Below are 16,533 nucleotides of genomic sequence, written 5' to 3'. Positions count from 1 at the left end.
ATTGCCCCGAAAATTAGGCCGGAACGGGCGTCGGTGCCACGCGGACCGGCCGCTGAAACCCTTTGTTACAAAGCGCTTTCACCAAATTTCACCGCCCCCCGCACCTGCCCAAATCCGTGCCCCGGGCTGACCTAGGGTCAATCCGCGTCGCGAAGGTTTCGCCGTATCTCCTGAATGCAGCCACGTTTCCGCCGGAATGCGATGCCAGATTGATGCCAACGAATAATTCACGGAGTACCCCCATGCGCGGCTTTGCCCGTCTGCCCGATCTGATCGCCTCGCAGCTGTCCCGCACCCCGCGTGACGGCTCGGCCAAGGCCAAAGGTCACCATGGCGCCCCCAAACCGGCCTCGCGCAGCCAGACCGACGCGGTGGGTTTTGCCCAGTTCGCGATGAGCCTGGCGCGTGGCAAGGCCGCTGGCCATCACCGCGACCGTGGGCTGATCCTGCCGGTCAATTCCGACGGCCAGGAGGATTACCTGCGCCAGACCTATATCGGCAAAGGCCAGTTTCTGGTGCGTCAGGACCAGTGGGATGTCCTTGGTCGTCTGACCCGCGAAACCGACTTGAACCGCGAAACCACCACCGAAGGCACCAGCTATGCCAGGCTGCTGTCGCTCGGCGCCCGTTCGGATTTCGTCACCGCCGCCACCGCCGCCTATCATGCGGGCGGCCAGCCCGACGCTTCGGTTCTGGCCGGTCTGGAGGAGGCGCTGGATGATCATCCCGAATGCTGGGGCGTCGCCGTGGTGGTGGCACAGGCGCATATGGATATGGGGCTGGCCAGCCTCGGCCCGCGCCGTCCGACCTCGCGCCCCCCCTGCGATGGCGCGAATTGCATCCATCATTTCAACCGCGCCGCCGAGATCCTCGATCCGTTCAGCGCCATCGAGCTGGGCAGCGCCCTGCTGGCCGAGGCGCGGTGCGATCTGCTCTCTGGCATCCCGGATGCGCCGGACCGGGTCTGCGACGATTTCGAAGACCTGATCGACCTCGATCCCGGCAATCCCCGGCACCTGCGCAATTTCGGCCTGCGGCTGCTGCCGCGCTGGTTCGGCTCTTTCGAGATTCTTGACGAGATGGCGCATGAAACCGCCGAGCGGGTCGAGGACATCTGGGGCGACGGCGGCTATACTTGGGTCTGGTTCGACGTGCTGCGGGCGGTGCCCGAGGCCGCCGACCGGCTGGACATCGATCGCTATGTCGAGGGGATAAAAGACATTCTCGACCGGCGCGGCACCCAGCATGTGACCAATCTGATGGCCGCCCATGCCGGCGTGGTGATGGACCCGACCAGCGCCCCCGATGACATCAGCGCCACGGCCCGCCGCAACCGCAAAAAGATCAACGACAGCTTTGGCGCGATCGTGCGCGAACGGCTGCATGAATTGCACCCCGGGCATTGGGCCGAGGCGCAATTGTCACCCTTTGCCAACCTGCCGGCGGTCGAAGATCTGGCCGAGGATGGCGAGGCGATGGCGCGGTCACTGATCTCGCGGCATTTCCACCAGGAACTCGAGGCCGGGCAGATCGTGACCTTTGCCCCCGGAGGCGTCGAACTGCGCAACCCGGCCTGAGCCCTTGCTCCCCTGCTGACCCTGTCCTAGAAGGCTGATCGACACTCGGCCCGAAAGGATGCACCATGCTGGACCTCAGCTATGAGACCCCGAAACCAAAGGTGATCGCAGGCGCGAAACACGATTGGGAATTGGTGATCGGGCTTGAGGTGCACGCCCAGGTCGCCTCAAAGGCCAAGCTGTTTTCCGGCGCCTCCACCGAATTCGGCGCCGAACCCAATTCCAACGTCGCCTTTGTCGACGCGGCGATGCCCGGGATGTTGCCGGTGATCAACGAATTCTGCGTTGAACAGGCAGTGCGCACCGGGCTGGGGCTGAACGCGGAAATCAACCTGCGCTCGGCCTTTGATCGCAAGAATTACTTCTACCCCGATCTGCCGCAGGGCTATCAGATCAGTCAGCTCTACCATCCGATTGTCGGCGAGGGCGAAATCCTGGTCGACATGGGCCCCGGCGTCGCCCGCCTGGTGCGGGTCGAACGGATCCACCTGGAACAGGACGCCGGCAAGTCGATCCATGACATGGATCCGAACATGTCCTTTGTCGATCTCAACCGCACCGGCGTGGCGCTGATGGAAATCGTCAGCCGCCCCGATATTCGCGGCCCCGAAGAGGCCGCCGCCTATGTCACCAAGCTGCGCCAGATCCTGCGCTACCTGGGCACCTGCGACGGCAATATGCAGAACGGCAACCTGCGGGCAGATGTGAACGTCTCGGTCTGCCAACCCGGCCAATATGAGAAATATCAGGCGACGCAGGATTTCTCGCATCTGGGCACCCGCTGCGAGATCAAGAACATGAATTCGATGCGCTTCATCCAGCAAGCCATTGACCATGAAGCGCGCCGGCAAATCCAGATCCTGGAATCCGGCGGCGAGATCGTGCAGGAAACCCGGCTTTATGACCCGGACAAGGGCGAAACCCGCTCGATGCGCTCCAAGGAAGAGGCGCATGACTATCGCTATTTCCCCTGCCCCGATCTGCTGCCGCTTGAGATCGAACAGGCCTGGGTCAACGATATCAAGGCCAGCCTGCCGGAACTGCCGGACGCAAAGCGGGCGCGCTTTGTCAGCGATTTCGGCCTGTCGGAATACGACGCCTCGGTCCTGACCGCCGATGCCGAAAGCGCGGCGTTCTTTGAAAAGGTCGCCGAGGGGCGCGACGGCAAACTGGCCGCCAACTGGGTGATCAACGAGTTGTTCGGACGGCTGAAGAAGGAAGATCACGACATCACCGACAGCCCGATCAGCCCGGACTATCTGGGCCAGATCGTCGGGCTGATTTCCAGCGGTGACATCAACGGCAAGATCGCCAAGGATGTCTTTGAAATCGCCTATACTTCGGGCCGTGCGCCGGAGGAAATCGTGGCCACGGAAGGGATGACCCAAGTCACCGACACCGGCGCGATCGAGGCCGCGGTGGACGAGGTCATCGCCGCCAACCCGGCGCAGGTGGAAAAGGCCAAGCAGAACCCGAAACTGGCCGGCTGGTTCGTCGGCCAGGTGATGAAGGCGACAGGCGGCAAGGCCAACCCGGCGGCAGTCAACGCGCTGGTGACGGCGAAACTCGGGCTGTAAGGGCGGGCGGGCATTGGCTCGCCCAGCAAACAGACCCGTGATTGCGTGCCACTCAATTGCGCGGCAGCACAACGCTATCTGTCGCTGACCGGACGGGTGCTGACCATCAAGACATGGCGATGGCCACCGCCTGCACCGGGCCCCGAACAACGCCGAGGTCGCGCCGGAGGTCTATGACCCCGACGCCGCCGCCTATTGCCACCCAAAGGCCACCACCCTGCGCGACCACATTCGTGCAGCCCTAGGCGAATAGCCTGCCGCCCTCTTGCCCTTGCCGCCGTCACGCGGCAGGTTCGGCACGCAACAGGAAAGGCAGACACATGGCACTCGGAATCAAGGATCTTATGGAACGCGCCGAGGCGCAGGTAACCAATTGGGCGCCGGAGGCGGCACAGCCAAAGCTGGCGGATGAAAACACCGTCTTTGTCGATATCCGCGACGTGCGCGAATTGGAGCGTGACGGCATGGTGCCCGGCGCCAAACACGCACCCCGCGGGATGCTGGAATTCTGGATTGACCCGGCCAGCCCCTATCACAAGCCCTATTTTGCCGAGGACAAGACATTCGTGTTCTATTGCGCCAGCGGCTGGCGCTCATTGCTGGCCACCAAGGTCGCCCAGGAGATGGGGCTGAAGGCGGTGAACCTGACCGGCGGCTTCGGCGCCTGGAAAGCCGCGGGCCTCGACATTGCCGAGCGCAAGCCGAAATGATCACTGCCGCGCCGCCCGAAATCGATGCGCCGGATCTGTCGCCACCGGATCTGTCGCCACCGATGGCAGTGCTGCCGGAATGGATCGATCACAGCGGGCATATGAACAGGGCGTTTTACGGGGTGCTGTTCGACAAGGGCAGCAGCCATGTGTTTCGCCGGATAGGCTTTGGCCCCGCCTATCGCGCCCAGTATCAACGCACCACTTTTGCCGGTGAATTCTGGGTGCGCTATTTCAGCGAATTGAGATTGGGCGACCGGGTGCGCTGCAGCTTTCGCCTGCTGGATGTCGGGCCGAAATCGTTTCACTTTGCCCAGGAACTGCTGCGCGGTGACGGCAGGTTGGTGGCGACGTCGGAAAAGATCAGCCTGAATATCGATACCAATGGCCCGCGCGTCGCCCCCTATCTGCCGGAAATATTGGCACGACTGCAGGCGTTGCAAAAAGAACAGGCACAATTGCCACGGCCCGATTGGGTCGGGCGCAAGATGGGACTCCGCTGATGAGCATTCAAAGCGCCACACAAACCCTGAAACCCGAGTGGATCGATCACAACGGCCATCTCAATATGGCCTATTACGGCGTGTTGTTCGATTGGGGGGTGGATGCGGTTCAGGACAGTGTCGGCCTGGGTATCGACTATGCCCGGAGCAGTGGCTTTACCACCTTTTCCGGCGAATTCCACATTCGCTACCTGCGCGAATTGCCACCCGATGCCAGCGTCTATTCCACCTTTCGGCTGCTCGACGTCGGGCCCAAGGCCTATCACTTCTGTCAGGAGCTGTATCACAGCGACGGCTGGCTGTCGGCCACCGGTGAGGGGATCAGCCTGCATATCGACCAATCCGGCCCAAGGGTCGCGCCCTATCCGGCGCCGGTGCTGGCGGCGTTGCAGGCGATGCTGGCAGAGCATTCCCAATCGCCAGTGCCCGATTGGGTCGGACGCACGATGGGCATTCGCAAATAGCCCCCCTGTCCAGCGCGCCCGATCACGGGCGCGCTGGAAAGGCGATCACTTAAAGGCGATCACTTGCGGATCAGGTAATCGTCCAGGTTGCCACCATTGGCCAGGATCTCCTTGATCCAACCCGGCTGACGGCCACGGCCGCTCCAGGTTTTGTTGGGATCGTCGGAATGACGGTACTTGGCCGGGTTCACCTTGCGTGTCTTGGCGCCAGAGCCAGTCAGATCAGACAGCGAATAGCCAAGTTCACGCGCCTTTTCTTCCAATGCGTCCAACGCCTTCTTGCGTTCGCGATCCTGAAAGTTGCGAATAGCGGTCTCCACATCCTTGCGAAGTGCCTTCAGCTCATCCAGAGAAATATTTTCCAGGTCAATTTTCATTCGTTACCATTTCCTCAAACGTACGGCCACATTGGACCGAATTGTTGCCATACCCAGACAGGTTACTGCCCATGGAGAGCCGCATAAGTCAATGGGCTAATTTGTGTCAACGGCGAACGCCGCCAAATCCGGAGTTATCCAATAGAAAAATTAAGTTCGAATAATGGCGATATTATTCGAAATGGCGATAAAGAAAGCGATACCGGTCGGCGTCGCTTTCTTTACCCAAGACAATTAATCCATTGACCGTTAGCGCTGAACAATTTCCCAATGATACGCTTGTTTCACTGGCTCAAACCGGCTTGGCGCACAATCGGCTGACCACATTTTCGATCATCCGAATACCAGCATCTTGGCCCAAGGACATGATACTTTCGGGATGGAATTGCACGGCCGCGATTGCGCGGTTTCGATGTTCGAGTCCCATCACCACATTGTCCTCGGTGATGGCAGTCACGATCATGTCATCCGGAATTGTCTCGCGCCGGGCGTGCAGGGAATGATAGCGCCCGATGGTCACCGCCTCCGGCAGACCGGCAAAGACCACCCCGGGGTGGAGCACCCGCACCCGCGAGGGTTTGCCGTGCATCGGCTCATCCAGTTGCTCTAGCGTCGCGCCGAAATAATCGGCAATCGCCTGCAGCCCCAGGCAGACACCGAACAGCGGCAGGTCTCGGGCCAGCACTTTGCCGATGGTGGTGCGGCAATCGAAATCCGCCGGGTTGCCCGGGCCTGGCGACAGCACCACCAGATCGGGGTGAAAGTCGTCAAACACCTGATCCGAAACCGGTGTTCGCGTGGTCAGAACCTCGGCCCCGGTCTGGCGGAAATAATTCGCCAGAGTGTGCACGAAGCTGTCCTCGTGATCGACCAGCAGCACCCGTCGCCCCTGCCCGACCGGCAGCCGCCAGCCGTCGCCGCCAGCAGCATTACCCGTGACATCGCCACGAATTGCCGCCCGCATGGCGCTGGCTTTCAGCTCGGTCTCGGCCTCTTCCTCGTTCGGGTCGCTGTCGTTCAGCAGGGTCGCCCCGGCGCGGACCTCGGCGACGCCATCCTTGATCCGAATGGTGCGCAGGGTCAGCCCGGTGTTCATATCGCCGTCAAAGCCGATCGCCCCGACCGCGCCGCCATACCAGAACCGCGTCGATTTTTCATGCGCCTCGATGAACCGCATCGCCCAGAGCTTTGGCGCCCCGGTCACCGTCACCGCCCAGGCATGCGACAGAAAGGCGTCAAAGGCATCCATGCCCTCGCGCAGCCGCCCCTCGATATGATCGACGGTGTGGATCAGGCGGCTATACATCTCGATCTGCCGACGTCCGATCACCCGGACCGAGCCGGGTTCGCAGACCCGGGATTTGTCATTGCGATCGACATCCGAGCACATCGTCAACTCGCTCTCGTCCTTCTTGGACTGCAGCAGCTTCAGGATCTGTTCGGAATCCTCGATCGCATCGGCCCCGCGTTTGATGGTGCCGGAAATCGGGCAGGTTTCCACCCGCCGCCCGGTGACCCGCACAAACATTTCCGGGGAAGCGCCGACCAGATATTCCTGCGCGCCGAGGTTCATGATGAAACCAAAGGGCGCCGGGTTGATCTTTTTCAGCCGCTTGAAGATCGCAGAGGGCGCATCCTTGCAGGGTTCATAAAACACCTGTCCCGGCACCACCTCAAAAAGATCGCCGCGGCGAAAGCTCTTCTTCGCCTCAGTCACCAGCTTGGCGTATTCGCCGGGCACATGATCGCCGCGCGGCACCTCGGACGGGCCTTTGACAAAGGGATCATTGGGGCCGCCGCCGGGCAGGCCCTGGGTGCTCAGCCCGTCCTTGGAAAACTCATAGGACAGCGTGTAGGACCGGGTCGAATAGTGATCGGTCACCAGCAGGCTGTCGATCAGGAACAGCACCAGATCGCGTTGATCATCGGGGCGTTTCAGTTTCAATTCGATCGGTTCGAATTGAAACGCCAGATCATAGCCAAAGGCGCCGTAGAGGCCGAGGTGGCTGTCCTCTTCGGCATGGAACAGATCGGTGATCGCCCGCAGCACCGAAAACACCGAGGGCGCGCGCGAACGTTCCTCTTCGTTATAGACCCGGTCGGGGGTGCGGATGGTCAGCGCCAGCCCGTCGGCGGAGTCGCGCACTGACGACAGCGCGTCGAGCGGTTCCAGGGTCGGGCGCAGCAGCTGCACCAGCACCTCACCGCGCGGGTTCAGCGCCCGGATCGCCATCTCGCGGCCCCGCGCCTCGATCATCAGCGGCGGTTCGGCAAAGCCGAATTCCCAGCGGGTATAGCGCCCCGGGTATTCGTAGTTCGACGAAAACAGCGCGCCGAGACGGGAGTCGAGCCGTTCGGCCAACTCTTCGGCGGCGGCCAGATAACGCGCTTCGGTTTCGCGGCGCGCAATTGTCACGCCACCCTTGGTCACAAAGGTCAGGTCAGTCATTGGTTTGGATTCTCATGTGTCGGGTGCGCCGGGGCGCCCTCGGTTGCCGGGCAAGTATCAGACGGACGACGGCGCGCGCCATCGCCCTGCTTCGATCCGGCTTGGCCATCGCTGATTGCACATGCGGCAGAGCTCCGTTGCAGGCTGACCCGATTTAGCAAGCGGTCGGGGCGTTGTAAACCGGGGGCGGGTGCCGCGCTTGGCGGTTGCCCGCAGCGCAGCCACTGCCTATCGTCGCAACCGGTGCGGCCCGCTGCGGATCGTGCCGCCACCCGCAACTGCCAGGAAAGGCCCGCCGATGTCCAACACCCTGCCACCGCTGCCGCCTGGAAATCTCAATGTCTGCGTCGTCGGGCCCGGCGCGATTGGCGGCACCATCGCCGCACGGCTGGCAATGGCGCGGGATCACGGGCTGGGCAAGATCTCGGTCATCGCGCGGGGCGCGCATTTGCAGGCGATCCGCGACTACGGGCTGCGGCTGAAAACCCCAGTGCATCCCGAACCGATAGCGATCCCGGTCACGGCGGTCGAAAACCCCGCCGAGCTGCCGCCGCAGGATGTCGTGATCACCGCTCTGAAGGGCCATCAGATTCCGGCGATGGCGGGCAAGCTGGCAACGCTGCTGGCCTCGCACGGGCGGATCGTGCCGGTGGTCAACGGGCTGCCCTGGTGGTATCCGCTGCCCGATGGCAAGGGCGGGGTCCAGGGCGCACCCGAGGTCGATCCAAAGGGCCGCCTGTGGCGGCTGGTCGGCGCCGAACGGGCGATTGGCGCGATTGCTTATATGGGCGCTTCGGTGCCAGAACCGGGGCTGATCCAGGTCGAGATTGACGGTTATCTCGACCTTGGCCGCCTGCCCGGCCAGCCGCGCGAGGATGTCGAACGCCTGGCCCAGCTGCTGCGGGACGCCGGGCTGACCATCCGCGAGACCGAACCGTTCCAGAATTCGCTGTTTTCCAAGCTGTTCAGCAATTGCGCGCTGAATTCGGTCGCCGCCCTGTCCGGGCTGACCCAGGCGGAAATCATGGCCGATCCAACGCTGCGCCAGCAGGCCGCCGCGATCATGGAAGAGGTCCGCGCCCTGGCCAAGGCCGAGGGTGCCGAGATCCGGATGACCACCGAAAAACGGCTGGAGCTGGCGGCGCGGGATCCGGGCTTCAAACCCTCGACCCTGCAGGATCTGGAAAAGGGCCGCCCGATGGAGGTGGAGCCGATCTTTGGTGCCACCGTGGCGCTGGCGCGGGCGCGCGGCGTGCCCTGCCCGGTGCTGGAGGCGGCGACGGAAAAGTTGCGCGCGATCGAGCGGCAACGCGGCTTTGCCGATTAGCGCAGCCCGTCGCCGACACTGATCTGATCGACACGCAGCCCGCCCATCCGCGCATGGATGCGGCCACCGCGCGCCATCGCCAGCGCCAGCAGCAATTCATCCGGGCGCGGGCCATCCGGCAGCCCGACCTCCATCGCATCGAAATGCGACCGCACATAGGCGGCATTGATATGCCCCAGCGGCACGTCGATGCGGATGCCCGGCCCGCCCTGCTTCATCGCCGAGGGCACAATCGCCCGCGCTTCGCCCAGCCGCTCGCGCATCGCATAACCGCCCGGGACGTGCCAGAGCGCGGTGTGTTCCAATTCACCGCCGGTGCCGCACATCGCCGCCTTGCCATAGCCGTCGATCCCGTCGCGACCGCCCATCGCGGCGATCAGCCTATCAGTCATCAGCAGGCCCAGCGGTTTCAGGTCGTCCATCGCCGATTGCAGATCCGGGGTATAGCCGCCAGCAAACGGGTTGCGCACCAGCGCGACAATCGCGCCGCGCTGCCGGACCGGACCGACGGGGCCGCCGTCGTGCTGGATATCTTCCAGAAAAATCATCGTCTTGCGCAGGGTAAAATCAGGCATGGGCAGGGTCCTTGGTCAAGATATCGGGGCCAGTTTGGCGGGTGGCGCCGTTGAGGCAGAGCTGCGCGCCACCAATCAGGCCGCGCAGCTGCAGGGTTTCGGCATAGGCGGCGCCCGCCGCCAGCGCCTGGGCGGTTTCGGCGGCGGTGAGGCGGGCAAGGCCGGTGGTGACGGGGCGGTCGCCGAGATCGCTGTCCGGCGACAGATGGCACGCCGGCATACGGCTGATCGCCGGATGGCCGGGCAGATCGACGCGATTGGCAATCATCGTGGCGGCGGCATCGGCCTGGGCGGCGGTTCTGGCGATGACGGTGACCGCGTCGGCGATCCCCAGTGAATGTGAGCGTCCGCCGCGCCCCGAGGTGGCGAGGCCGCGCCAGGGCGCGGCGGCGGGAAGAGTGAGGCTTCCGCCGACCATCGCCACCGCAAAGCTCTGACCCGGCGCAAGTTGAAAGGCGATATCTCCGCCATTGTTGACATAGGCCATTGGCAGCTCCGGCGGTGCGGTCTGCAGGATCTCATCGGCCACCGCCCCGGCCACGGCGGCCATCGGGGTGACGAACTCCACCGCCAAGGGGGTGATGGCGGCCTGCATCCGCCGCGCCACCGGGCCGGATAGCGGCGGCGGATCGGCACGGCGCAGGTTGGCAAGCTCGGCCACCAATTCCTGCAGAACCGTCTGAAACCGCGCGGTGGCGGCGGCAAAAAACGCCGCGCGACCGGGCCCTCTCGCCCCGAGGATCAGGTCAATCGGTCCCTGGTTGAGGTGCAGCCGGTCTCCGCTCAGCATCTGCGCCTGCGGCCCGGTCATTCTGTGCGCCCCGGCAAGATCCGATGCTCGGCCCCGTATTCATTGCCGTTTTCCAGCACATCCGAAATATCGCGCACCGCGTCGTCATGGCCCCCCAACGCCCGGAAGGTGACACGGTCACAGGTGAATTCCAGCGGCGCCACCAGCGCCGGTGTCGGCACATAGCCAAAGCTGTTTGGTGGCAGCTCGGTGACATCGACCATCAGGGTGATGCCGCCGCCGGGCCAGATATAGGCGGGCGCGCCGCCGACCGTGACCCTGACCGCGCCGGATTGCACCGCCCGGGTCAGCCGCACCGGGTTCTGGGTGACACCTGAGCGCAACGATCCCCCCGCACCGGCCTGAAACATCACCGTGCAGAGCGCCCGTTCGCAGTTTTCCGCAATCAGATCGACCGAGGGCTGCAGGGCTGCGGGTATCTCTTGCCGCCGCGGCTGCAGATCGTCATCCAGAACATAATAGGCAGCATGCTCTCCGGTGGTTGAAACCATCAGCAGCGTCAGCCCGGGTCGCGCGCCCTTTTTCGCCAGCCAGGGATTCAAGATCGCCAGCGGATCGTCGATATTGGTGCCGCCCCAGCCAAGGCCGGGCTCGGCCACCCGGAAATAGCGCCCGGGAGTCGAACGGTGGCCCTTGATCCGGATGCCGGTGTCGGCCCAGCCGATCACCTTGCCGGCCTGGTGTTCGCTGACCACGCCGGTGATGTGGTCATCGACCACCACCACCTCGTCCACCAACCCCTGCCATTGGCCGGCGAACATGCCGATGGTGGCCGAACCGCAGCCGACCCGCATCCGCGCCTCGGGCTGGCCGTCGACAATCGGCGGCTGCCCGGCCTGCACGATCACCTCCGCGCCGCCATCGATCTGCAACGTGACCGGTTCACAATTGCACAGCGCCAGCAAGGTGTCGCAGGTCGCCCGGCCTTCGGATTTCGAGCCGCCTGTCAGGTGATCGACACCGCCGAGCGAGAGCATTTGCGAACCATATTCAGAGGTGATGACCAGCCCGACGACCTCGCCCTTGGCCAAGACCCTTGCGCCCTCCGGGCCGAGGTGGCGGTCGGTGTCGATCTTCACCTTGACGCCGCAATAGGAATAGATCGCCTCGGTCACCACGGTGACGGCGTCGATCCCGTCGAACTTCCGCGAGACGATAAACGGGGCGGGTTTGAAATCCGGATAGGTGGTGCCCGCGCCGATCGCGGTGACAATGCGCCCGTCATCGGTGGCGAGGCTGCCGTCCCAATCGGCGTTCAGGAACGGGCGCAGCGGCGTGCCGCTTTCCGTTGCCGCCTCGAGGATGGTCAGCGGGTCACAGCGCACGATCTGGCCATTGTGATTGGCATAGCGGTCACAGGCGCCGGTGCGGCCTTCGGCGACATAGCACATCACCGGGCAGGCATCGCAGCGGACCTTCTCGGGGCGGGCGTCAGGGGTGGTCATGAGTTAACGCCTGGTTGCAACGTGGCGACAGTACCGAAGGGTTGCGCCGGACTGGGCGGGCGCGAATGCGCCTGCCGGGGGGCAGGCAGGCGCAGCCCGGGCGGGTGTGGGTGGCTATGTCTGCGATATGGGCCGCAGAGACCGGTCGCACCGCGTTCATCCCGCCGCCTCCCCGATCGCCTTCAGCACCCGGTGCGGCAGCGCCGGCAACCGGGTGATCCGTGCCCCGCTCGCATCCCGGATCGCGTTCAGAATCGCCGGAGCGGTCGGGATCAGCGCATGTTCACCCAGACCCTTGGCGCCCATCGGCCCCTCGGGATCGGGCACTTCGAGCAGGATCGGCACAATCTCGGGCATGTCGCCACTGGTCGGGATCAGGTAATCATGCAGGTTCTCGCTCCGCCCCGGCAGGTAGTCCTCCATCAGCGCCAGACCCAACCCCTGGGCAATGCCGCCCTCGATCTGGCCTTCGGCCAGCAGCGGGTTGATCACCCGGCCAAGATCATGCGCGGCAATGATGCGCCGCACCCGGACCGTGCCCAGGGCGCAATCCACCGCAACCTCAGCGAGTTGCGCACCAAAGCCATAGACCGCATAGGGTGCGCCCTGCCCGTTTTCACCCAAGGGCCGGGTCGGCGGGTCATAGCTTTCCTCCGCCATCAGCAGATACCCGCCTGCGCCGCCGGGCATTTGCGCCAGGTCGAGCAGGCTTTCACCGCTGGCATCCCTGACGCTCAGCCGCGCCCCCTCCAGCGCCAGCACCGCGTCGGCAGCCCGGTTGGTCAGCGCCAGGATCTGCGCCCGCAGTGCCGCCCCGGCGAGAAGCGCCGCCTTGCCAGAAACATAGGTCTGCCGCGAAGCCGAGGTCTTGCCACCATCCGGGGTCAGCGCGGTGTCCGGTCCGATCAGGTCGAAATCCGCCAGCGGCAGCCCCAGCGCATCGGCGCAGATCTGCGCGATCACCGTGTTCGACCCCTGACCGATATCGACCGCCCCCTGGTGCAGCACCAGCCGCCCTGCCGCGCTCAGCCCCAGCCGCATGGTCGAGGGATTGGGCAATGCGGTATTGCCACAGCCATACCAGCAGGAGGCCACCCCGACGCCGTGCCGGATCGCGCCGTCACTGGTCTCTGCCGCCGTATTGAACGCCGCCGCCGCGGCCCGCGCCCGGTCCCAATGCGGCTGCAATGCCTCCAGACAGGCGCCGATGCCGACGCCGCCCAGCTCCTGGCCGCAGACCGTCGGCTGGCCCTCGCTCAGCGCATTCAACCGCCGGAACGCCAGCCGGTCGATGCCGGTGCTCTGCGCCAGATCGTCATAAAGCGTCTCTTGCAAGATCGCCGCCTGCGGCACGCCAAAGCCGCGAAACGCCCCGGAAATCGGGTTGTTGGTGTGCAGCGCCGCGGCCTCGGCCCGGTAGGCCGGGGTGTAGTAGGGCCCAGAGGCATGCACCGGCACCCGGTTCGCCACCGTTGGCCCCCAGGAGGCATAGGCGCCGGTGTCGAAATCGCCGGTGAACGTCATTCCGGTGATCCGCCCCGAAGCGTCACAACCGATCCGCGCCGCCATCCGGGCCGGGTGACGCTTGGTGCTCACCTGCAGCGATTCGGCGCGCGAATAGGCCATCACGGCAGGTTGGCCGGTTTTCAGCGCCACCAGCCCGATCAGCGGCTGCACCGACAGATCAAGCTTGGAGCCGAAGCCGCCGCCAGTACCCGAGGGCAGGATGCGCACCCGCTCCAGCGGCAGGGCCAGCAGGCTGGCGACGCTTTCCTGATCCATCACCGGCGCCTGGGTGCAGGCGCGGATGCAAAGCGTGTCCCCCTCCATCCAGGCCGCCCCCGCCTCGGGCTCGATATAGGCGTGTTCGACAAAGCCGGTTTCGACCGTTCCTTCCACCAGATGCGCAGCAGCGGCAAGCGCCGCCTCGGCATCACCACGGATGACCTGGCCACGGATCAGCACATTGTCGGGGCGGCTGGGCTGCACCGGGCGGGCGCCGATGGCCTGCCCCGGATCGCTGATCGCCTCCTGCACCTCCCAGGTTACCGGAAACCCGGCCAGATCCGCCGCCTCCACCGCCGCGCGCGGCCCGGCGATCAGCGCAACCGCCTCACCGCGCAGCCGCACCTCACCCTCGGCCAGCACCGGCTGATCAATAAAGGCCGGGATCACCCCGAACCGGTTGACCCCGGGGATATCGGCGGCGGTGAACACCTGCACCCCGACCGCATCCGCCCAAGCCGCGACATCGCCCAGCCGGAACCGCGCCGCCGGGTGTGGCGAGCGGATCGCCCGCAGCCAGAGCGCGCCCTCGGGCAGGTGATCGGCGCCAAACCGCTCGACCCCGGTCACCTTGTCGCCGCCGTCGAGCCGTGGCAGCCGGGCGCCGACCGCCGCCCCGGCAATGGGCTGTACTGGCATCGCCCCCGGCCCGGCGTCACAGACCGCATCGATGATCTTGGTGTATCCGGTGCAGCGGCAGAGCACCCCGCCAAGCGCCGCCTCGACCTCGGCCCGGCTCGGCTGCGGCACAAGGCGGATCAGCGCCGTCGCGGCCATCAACATACCCGGCGTGCAGATCCCGCATTGTGCCGCGCCGTGGCGCAGAAACGCGGCCTGCAGGGCGGCGGTTTCCGGCATCCCGGCCAGCGCCTCGACGGTTTCGACCGCTCGCCCGGCCACCTGGGCAACCGGGGTCAGACAGGCACAGACCGGGGCGCCGTCGATCAGCACCGTGCAGGCGCCGCAATCGCCCGCGTCACAGCCGGTCTTGGTGCCGGTCAGACGCAGATCGTGGCGCAGCACATCCGACAGGCGACGCCCCGGCGCGGCGCTCACCTGGTGTTGTCGGCCGTTGACCTTCAGATCAAGGCTCATCGCGCCGCCCCCGTCATGTCCCCGACCAATCGGCGCAGCAATTCGACCGCCGCGATCTGGCGATACCCGGCATCGGCCCGCGGGTCGTCGATTGGCGCCAGCACCGGCAAGATCAGCGCCGCGTCGATGGCCGACACCGCCGCCGCCACCGGGCACCCGATCAGCGCCGCCTCCTGGTCTGGCAGGCGGCAGGCCACCGGCGAACAGGCCCCGACCGCCAGCGCGGCGGCACTGATCCGCCCCTCGCTTACCGCGATCCGCGCCGCCACCATGGCAATCGAGATCACCAGATAGCGCCGCGCACCAAGCTTGAGAAAGCCGCCCTGCCCAGAGACATCAGGGATCAGCACCGCGCTCAGGATCTCGCCCGCCGCCAGTGCGGTCCGGCGCGGCCCGAGCAGGAAATCACTGAGCGGCAGCACCCTTGTGCGGCTCTCGCTGCGCAGCTCGACCCGCGCCTCAAGGCTCAGCAGGGCCGGCACCCCGTCAGCGGCGGGGGAAGCGTTGCAGAGATTGCCGCCGAGGGTGCCCGCATTCTGGATCTGCACCGATCCGACCTCGCGCGTCGCCGCTTTCAGTTGGGCGCTATGAGCGTCGGGGGCGTTGGTATACAAACGAGAGCGTGAGCGCCGCGACCCCGCTCTGTCAAGTTCGGGATCAACACAGCAAGGGACGGGATATGGGCCAATCTGACTATCGGCTCGACGATCAGGTCGGGTTTCTGATGCGCCGCGCCAATCAGCGCCACCTGGCACTCTTTGCCGCCCGGATCGATGCGGTGACGCCGATGCAATTCGCGGTGCTGGCCCGGCTGTACGAACGCGGTGCGATGTCGCAAAACGCCCTGGGGCGGGCGGTGGCGATGGACGGGGCGACGATCAAGGGGGTGGTCGACCGGCTGCGCGCCAAGGCGCTGATCGCGGCCGGACCCGATCCTGACGATCAGCGCCGCCTGAGTCTGCGGCTCAGCCCCGAGGGGCGGGATTGGTTTGCTGCGCAGGTCGGAACCGGGCATCAGATCAGCGCCGAAACCCTTGCGCCGTTGTCCGAGCAGGAAAGCGCCACCCTGCTGGCGCTGCTGGCCCGCCTCGGCTGAGCCTCAGACCCCGAGATGGGCGCGCAGACGCTCCGGCGCCCGGGTCAGGGCGGCGGCGTCGAAATCTTCCAGATTGCGCCCGTTTTCAATCACATGGACATGATCGGCAATCGCCAGAACCGCGTCGATCCGCTGTTCGACCAACAGCACCGCCGCGCCCGCGTCGCGCAGCGACATGATAACCTGGCGGATTGCCTCGATCATGCTCGGCTGCAAGCCCTCGGTCGGTTCGTCCAGCAGCAGCAGCCGGGGCCGCAGGCAGAGCGCGCGGGCCATCGACAACATCTGCTGCTCGCCTCCAGACAGGGTGTCGGCGCGCTGATCCAGCCGCTCGGCCAGGCGCGGAAACCGGGTCAGAACCTCGGCCCGGATCGCAGCGGTCTCGGCCGCGTCGCCGCGCCGCGCCATCAGCCCGATGCGCAGGTTCTGCGCCACGCTCAGTTCGGAAAACAGCCCCCGGCCCTGCGGCACATAACCGATCCCCTGCCCAGCCACCCGATGCGCCGGCAGATCCGAGATCACCTGATCGCCCAGCATGATCCGCCCGGCGCTGGGGCGCACCAGCCCCATGATCGCCTTCAACGTCGTGGTCTTGCCCGCACCATTGCGCCCCATCAGGCAGGTGATCCGCCCCGGCGCGGCGCTGAGGCTGAGATCGCGCAGCACGATCGCCGGGCCATATCCGGCGCTGATCCCCTCCAGCCTCAGCATTGGTGGCGCCCCGGGCTGATTTCGCCTGACG

General features: G+C 65.5%; 15 protein-coding genes. 7 read left to right on the top strand and 8 right to left on the bottom strand.

Going from position 1 to position 16,533, the window contains the following annotated elements; genetic code table 11:
• The first annotated feature begins 242 nt into the window (after window positions 1–242).
• The 5 genes from P1U48_RS09390 to P1U48_RS09370 all read left to right on the top strand — a co-directional run bounded on the left by P1U48_RS09390 (window position 243) and on the right by P1U48_RS09370 (window position 4,831).
• The gene (locus tag P1U48_RS09390) at window positions 243–1,577 is read left to right on the top strand and encodes a hypothetical protein (protein WP_301068714.1); all 1,335 of its coding nucleotides are present in this window, start codon (window positions 243–245) and stop codon (window positions 1,575–1,577) included.
• Between the two features lie 65 nt (window positions 1,578–1,642).
• The gene (gene gatB, locus P1U48_RS09385; protein WP_301068713.1) at window positions 1,643–3,154 is read left to right on the top strand and encodes an Asp-tRNA(Asn)/Glu-tRNA(Gln) amidotransferase subunit GatB; all 1,512 of its coding nucleotides are present in this window, start codon (window positions 1,643–1,645) and stop codon (window positions 3,152–3,154) included.
• A 320-nt stretch (window positions 3,155–3,474) separates the two neighbouring features.
• Complete coding sequence (locus tag P1U48_RS09380; RefSeq protein WP_301068712.1) at window positions 3,475–3,864, top strand: rhodanese-like domain-containing protein; 390 nt, start codon at window positions 3,475–3,477, stop codon at window positions 3,862–3,864.
• The gene (locus P1U48_RS09375; protein WP_301068711.1) at window positions 3,861–4,367 is read left to right on the top strand and encodes a thioesterase family protein; all 507 of its coding nucleotides are present in this window, start codon (window positions 3,861–3,863) and stop codon (window positions 4,365–4,367) included. The genes P1U48_RS09380 and P1U48_RS09375 overlap by 4 nt, the downstream gene beginning before the upstream one ends.
• Complete coding sequence (locus tag P1U48_RS09370; protein WP_301068710.1) at window positions 4,367–4,831, top strand: thioesterase family protein; 465 nt, start codon at window positions 4,367–4,369, stop codon at window positions 4,829–4,831. Before P1U48_RS09375 ends, P1U48_RS09370 begins: the two co-directional genes overlap by 1 nt.
• 59 nt (window positions 4,832–4,890) lie before the next feature.
• On the opposite strand, the gene P1U48_RS09365 is transcribed toward P1U48_RS09370, so the two are convergent.
• Both P1U48_RS09365 and P1U48_RS09360 read right to left on the bottom strand, forming a co-directional pair.
• Window positions 4,891–5,208 (bottom strand): H-NS histone family protein, encoded by a 318-nt coding sequence (locus P1U48_RS09365; protein WP_301068709.1) that lies wholly within the window; start codon window positions 5,206–5,208, stop codon window positions 4,891–4,893.
• 292 nt (window positions 5,209–5,500) lie between these two features.
• Window positions 5,501–7,657 (bottom strand): anthranilate synthase, encoded by a 2,157-nt coding sequence (locus P1U48_RS09360; RefSeq protein WP_301068708.1) that lies wholly within the window; start codon window positions 7,655–7,657, stop codon window positions 5,501–5,503.
• A 298-nt stretch (window positions 7,658–7,955) separates the two neighbouring features.
• Here P1U48_RS09360 and P1U48_RS09355 point away from each other — a divergent pair, with 298 nt between their 5' ends.
• Window positions 7,956–8,984 (top strand): 2-dehydropantoate 2-reductase, encoded by a 1,029-nt coding sequence (locus P1U48_RS09355; RefSeq protein WP_301068706.1) that lies wholly within the window; start codon window positions 7,956–7,958, stop codon window positions 8,982–8,984.
• Here the strand turns inward: P1U48_RS09355 and P1U48_RS09350 are convergent.
• From P1U48_RS09350 to P1U48_RS09330, 5 genes are all read right to left on the bottom strand, one after another.
• Complete coding sequence (locus P1U48_RS09350; RefSeq protein ID WP_301068705.1) at window positions 8,981–9,559, bottom strand: amino acid synthesis family protein; 579 nt, start codon at window positions 9,557–9,559, stop codon at window positions 8,981–8,983. The two genes, P1U48_RS09355 and P1U48_RS09350, sit on opposite strands and share 4 nt — an antisense overlap.
• Window positions 9,552–10,370 carry a UPF0280 family protein gene (locus P1U48_RS09345; protein ID WP_301068704.1) on the bottom strand — a complete coding sequence of 273 codons (819 nt, stop codon included), beginning with the start codon at window positions 10,368–10,370 and terminating at the stop codon, window positions 9,552–9,554. Before P1U48_RS09345 ends, P1U48_RS09350 begins: the two co-directional genes overlap by 8 nt.
• Complete coding sequence (locus P1U48_RS09340) at window positions 10,367–11,815, bottom strand: 6-hydroxynicotinate reductase (RefSeq protein WP_301068703.1); 1,449 nt, start codon at window positions 11,813–11,815, stop codon at window positions 10,367–10,369. Before P1U48_RS09340 ends, P1U48_RS09345 begins: the two co-directional genes overlap by 4 nt.
• Window positions 11,816–11,971: 156 nt before the next feature.
• Entirely contained in the window at window positions 11,972–14,695 is a 2,724-nt protein-coding gene (locus tag P1U48_RS09335) for a molybdopterin cofactor-binding domain-containing protein (protein ID WP_301068701.1), read from the bottom strand.
• A complete protein-coding gene (locus P1U48_RS09330) occupies window positions 14,692–15,309 on the bottom strand; it encodes an FAD binding domain-containing protein (RefSeq protein WP_301068700.1) in 618 nt (205 codons plus the stop codon). Before P1U48_RS09330 ends, P1U48_RS09335 begins: the two co-directional genes overlap by 4 nt.
• Before the next feature lie 65 nt (window positions 15,310–15,374).
• Here P1U48_RS09330 and P1U48_RS09325 point away from each other — a divergent pair, with 65 nt between their 5' ends.
• Window positions 15,375–15,791: a MarR family transcriptional regulator gene (locus P1U48_RS09325; RefSeq protein WP_301068699.1), complete on the top strand. Its 417-nt coding sequence runs from the start codon at window positions 15,375–15,377 to the stop codon at window positions 15,789–15,791.
• A 3-nt stretch (window positions 15,792–15,794) separates the two neighbouring features.
• Here the strand turns inward: P1U48_RS09325 and P1U48_RS09320 are convergent, their stop codons facing one another.
• Window positions 15,795–16,502 (bottom strand): ABC transporter ATP-binding protein, encoded by a 708-nt coding sequence (locus tag P1U48_RS09320; protein WP_301068698.1) that lies wholly within the window; start codon window positions 16,500–16,502, stop codon window positions 15,795–15,797.
• Between the last annotated feature and the right edge of the window lie 31 nt (window positions 16,503–16,533).

It is taken from the genome of Pseudooceanicola sp. (genome assembly GCF_029213205.1).
Lineage (GTDB): Bacteria > Pseudomonadota > Alphaproteobacteria > Rhodobacterales > Rhodobacteraceae > Pseudooceanicola.
This window is presented reverse-complemented; position numbering and strand designations above follow the sequence as displayed.

Coding starts and splice junctions, on each gene's coding strand:
- P1U48_RS09390 (WP_301068714.1), top strand. CDS start 243: ATGCGCGGCTTTGCCCGTCTGCCCGATCTGATCGCCTCGCAGCTGTCC.
- gatB (WP_301068713.1), top strand. CDS start 1,643: ATGCTGGACCTCAGCTATGAGACCCCGAAACCAAAGGTGATCGCAGGC.
- P1U48_RS09380 (WP_301068712.1), top strand. CDS start 3,475: ATGGCACTCGGAATCAAGGATCTTATGGAACGCGCCGAGGCGCAGGTA.
- P1U48_RS09375 (WP_301068711.1), top strand. CDS start 3,861: ATGATCACTGCCGCGCCGCCCGAAATCGATGCGCCGGATCTGTCGCCA.
- P1U48_RS09370 (WP_301068710.1), top strand. CDS start 4,367: ATGAGCATTCAAAGCGCCACACAAACCCTGAAACCCGAGTGGATCGAT.
- P1U48_RS09365 (WP_301068709.1), bottom strand. CDS start 5,208: ATGAAAATTGACCTGGAAAATATTTCTCTGGATGAGCTGAAGGCACTT.
- P1U48_RS09360 (WP_301068708.1), bottom strand. CDS start 7,657: ATGACTGACCTGACCTTTGTGACCAAGGGTGGCGTGACAATTGCGCGC.
- P1U48_RS09355 (WP_301068706.1), top strand. CDS start 7,956: ATGTCCAACACCCTGCCACCGCTGCCGCCTGGAAATCTCAATGTCTGC.
- P1U48_RS09350 (WP_301068705.1), bottom strand. CDS start 9,559: ATGCCTGATTTTACCCTGCGCAAGACGATGATTTTTCTGGAAGATATC.
- P1U48_RS09345 (WP_301068704.1), bottom strand. CDS start 10,370: ATGACCGGGCCGCAGGCGCAGATGCTGAGCGGAGACCGGCTGCACCTC.
- P1U48_RS09340 (WP_301068703.1), bottom strand. CDS start 11,815: ATGACCACCCCTGACGCCCGCCCCGAGAAGGTCCGCTGCGATGCCTGC.
- P1U48_RS09335 (WP_301068701.1), bottom strand. CDS start 14,695: ATGAGCCTTGATCTGAAGGTCAACGGCCGACAACACCAGGTGAGCGCC.
- P1U48_RS09325 (WP_301068699.1), top strand. CDS start 15,375: ATGGGCCAATCTGACTATCGGCTCGACGATCAGGTCGGGTTTCTGATG.
- P1U48_RS09320 (WP_301068698.1), bottom strand. CDS start 16,502: ATGCTGAGGCTGGAGGGGATCAGCGCCGGATATGGCCCGGCGATCGTG.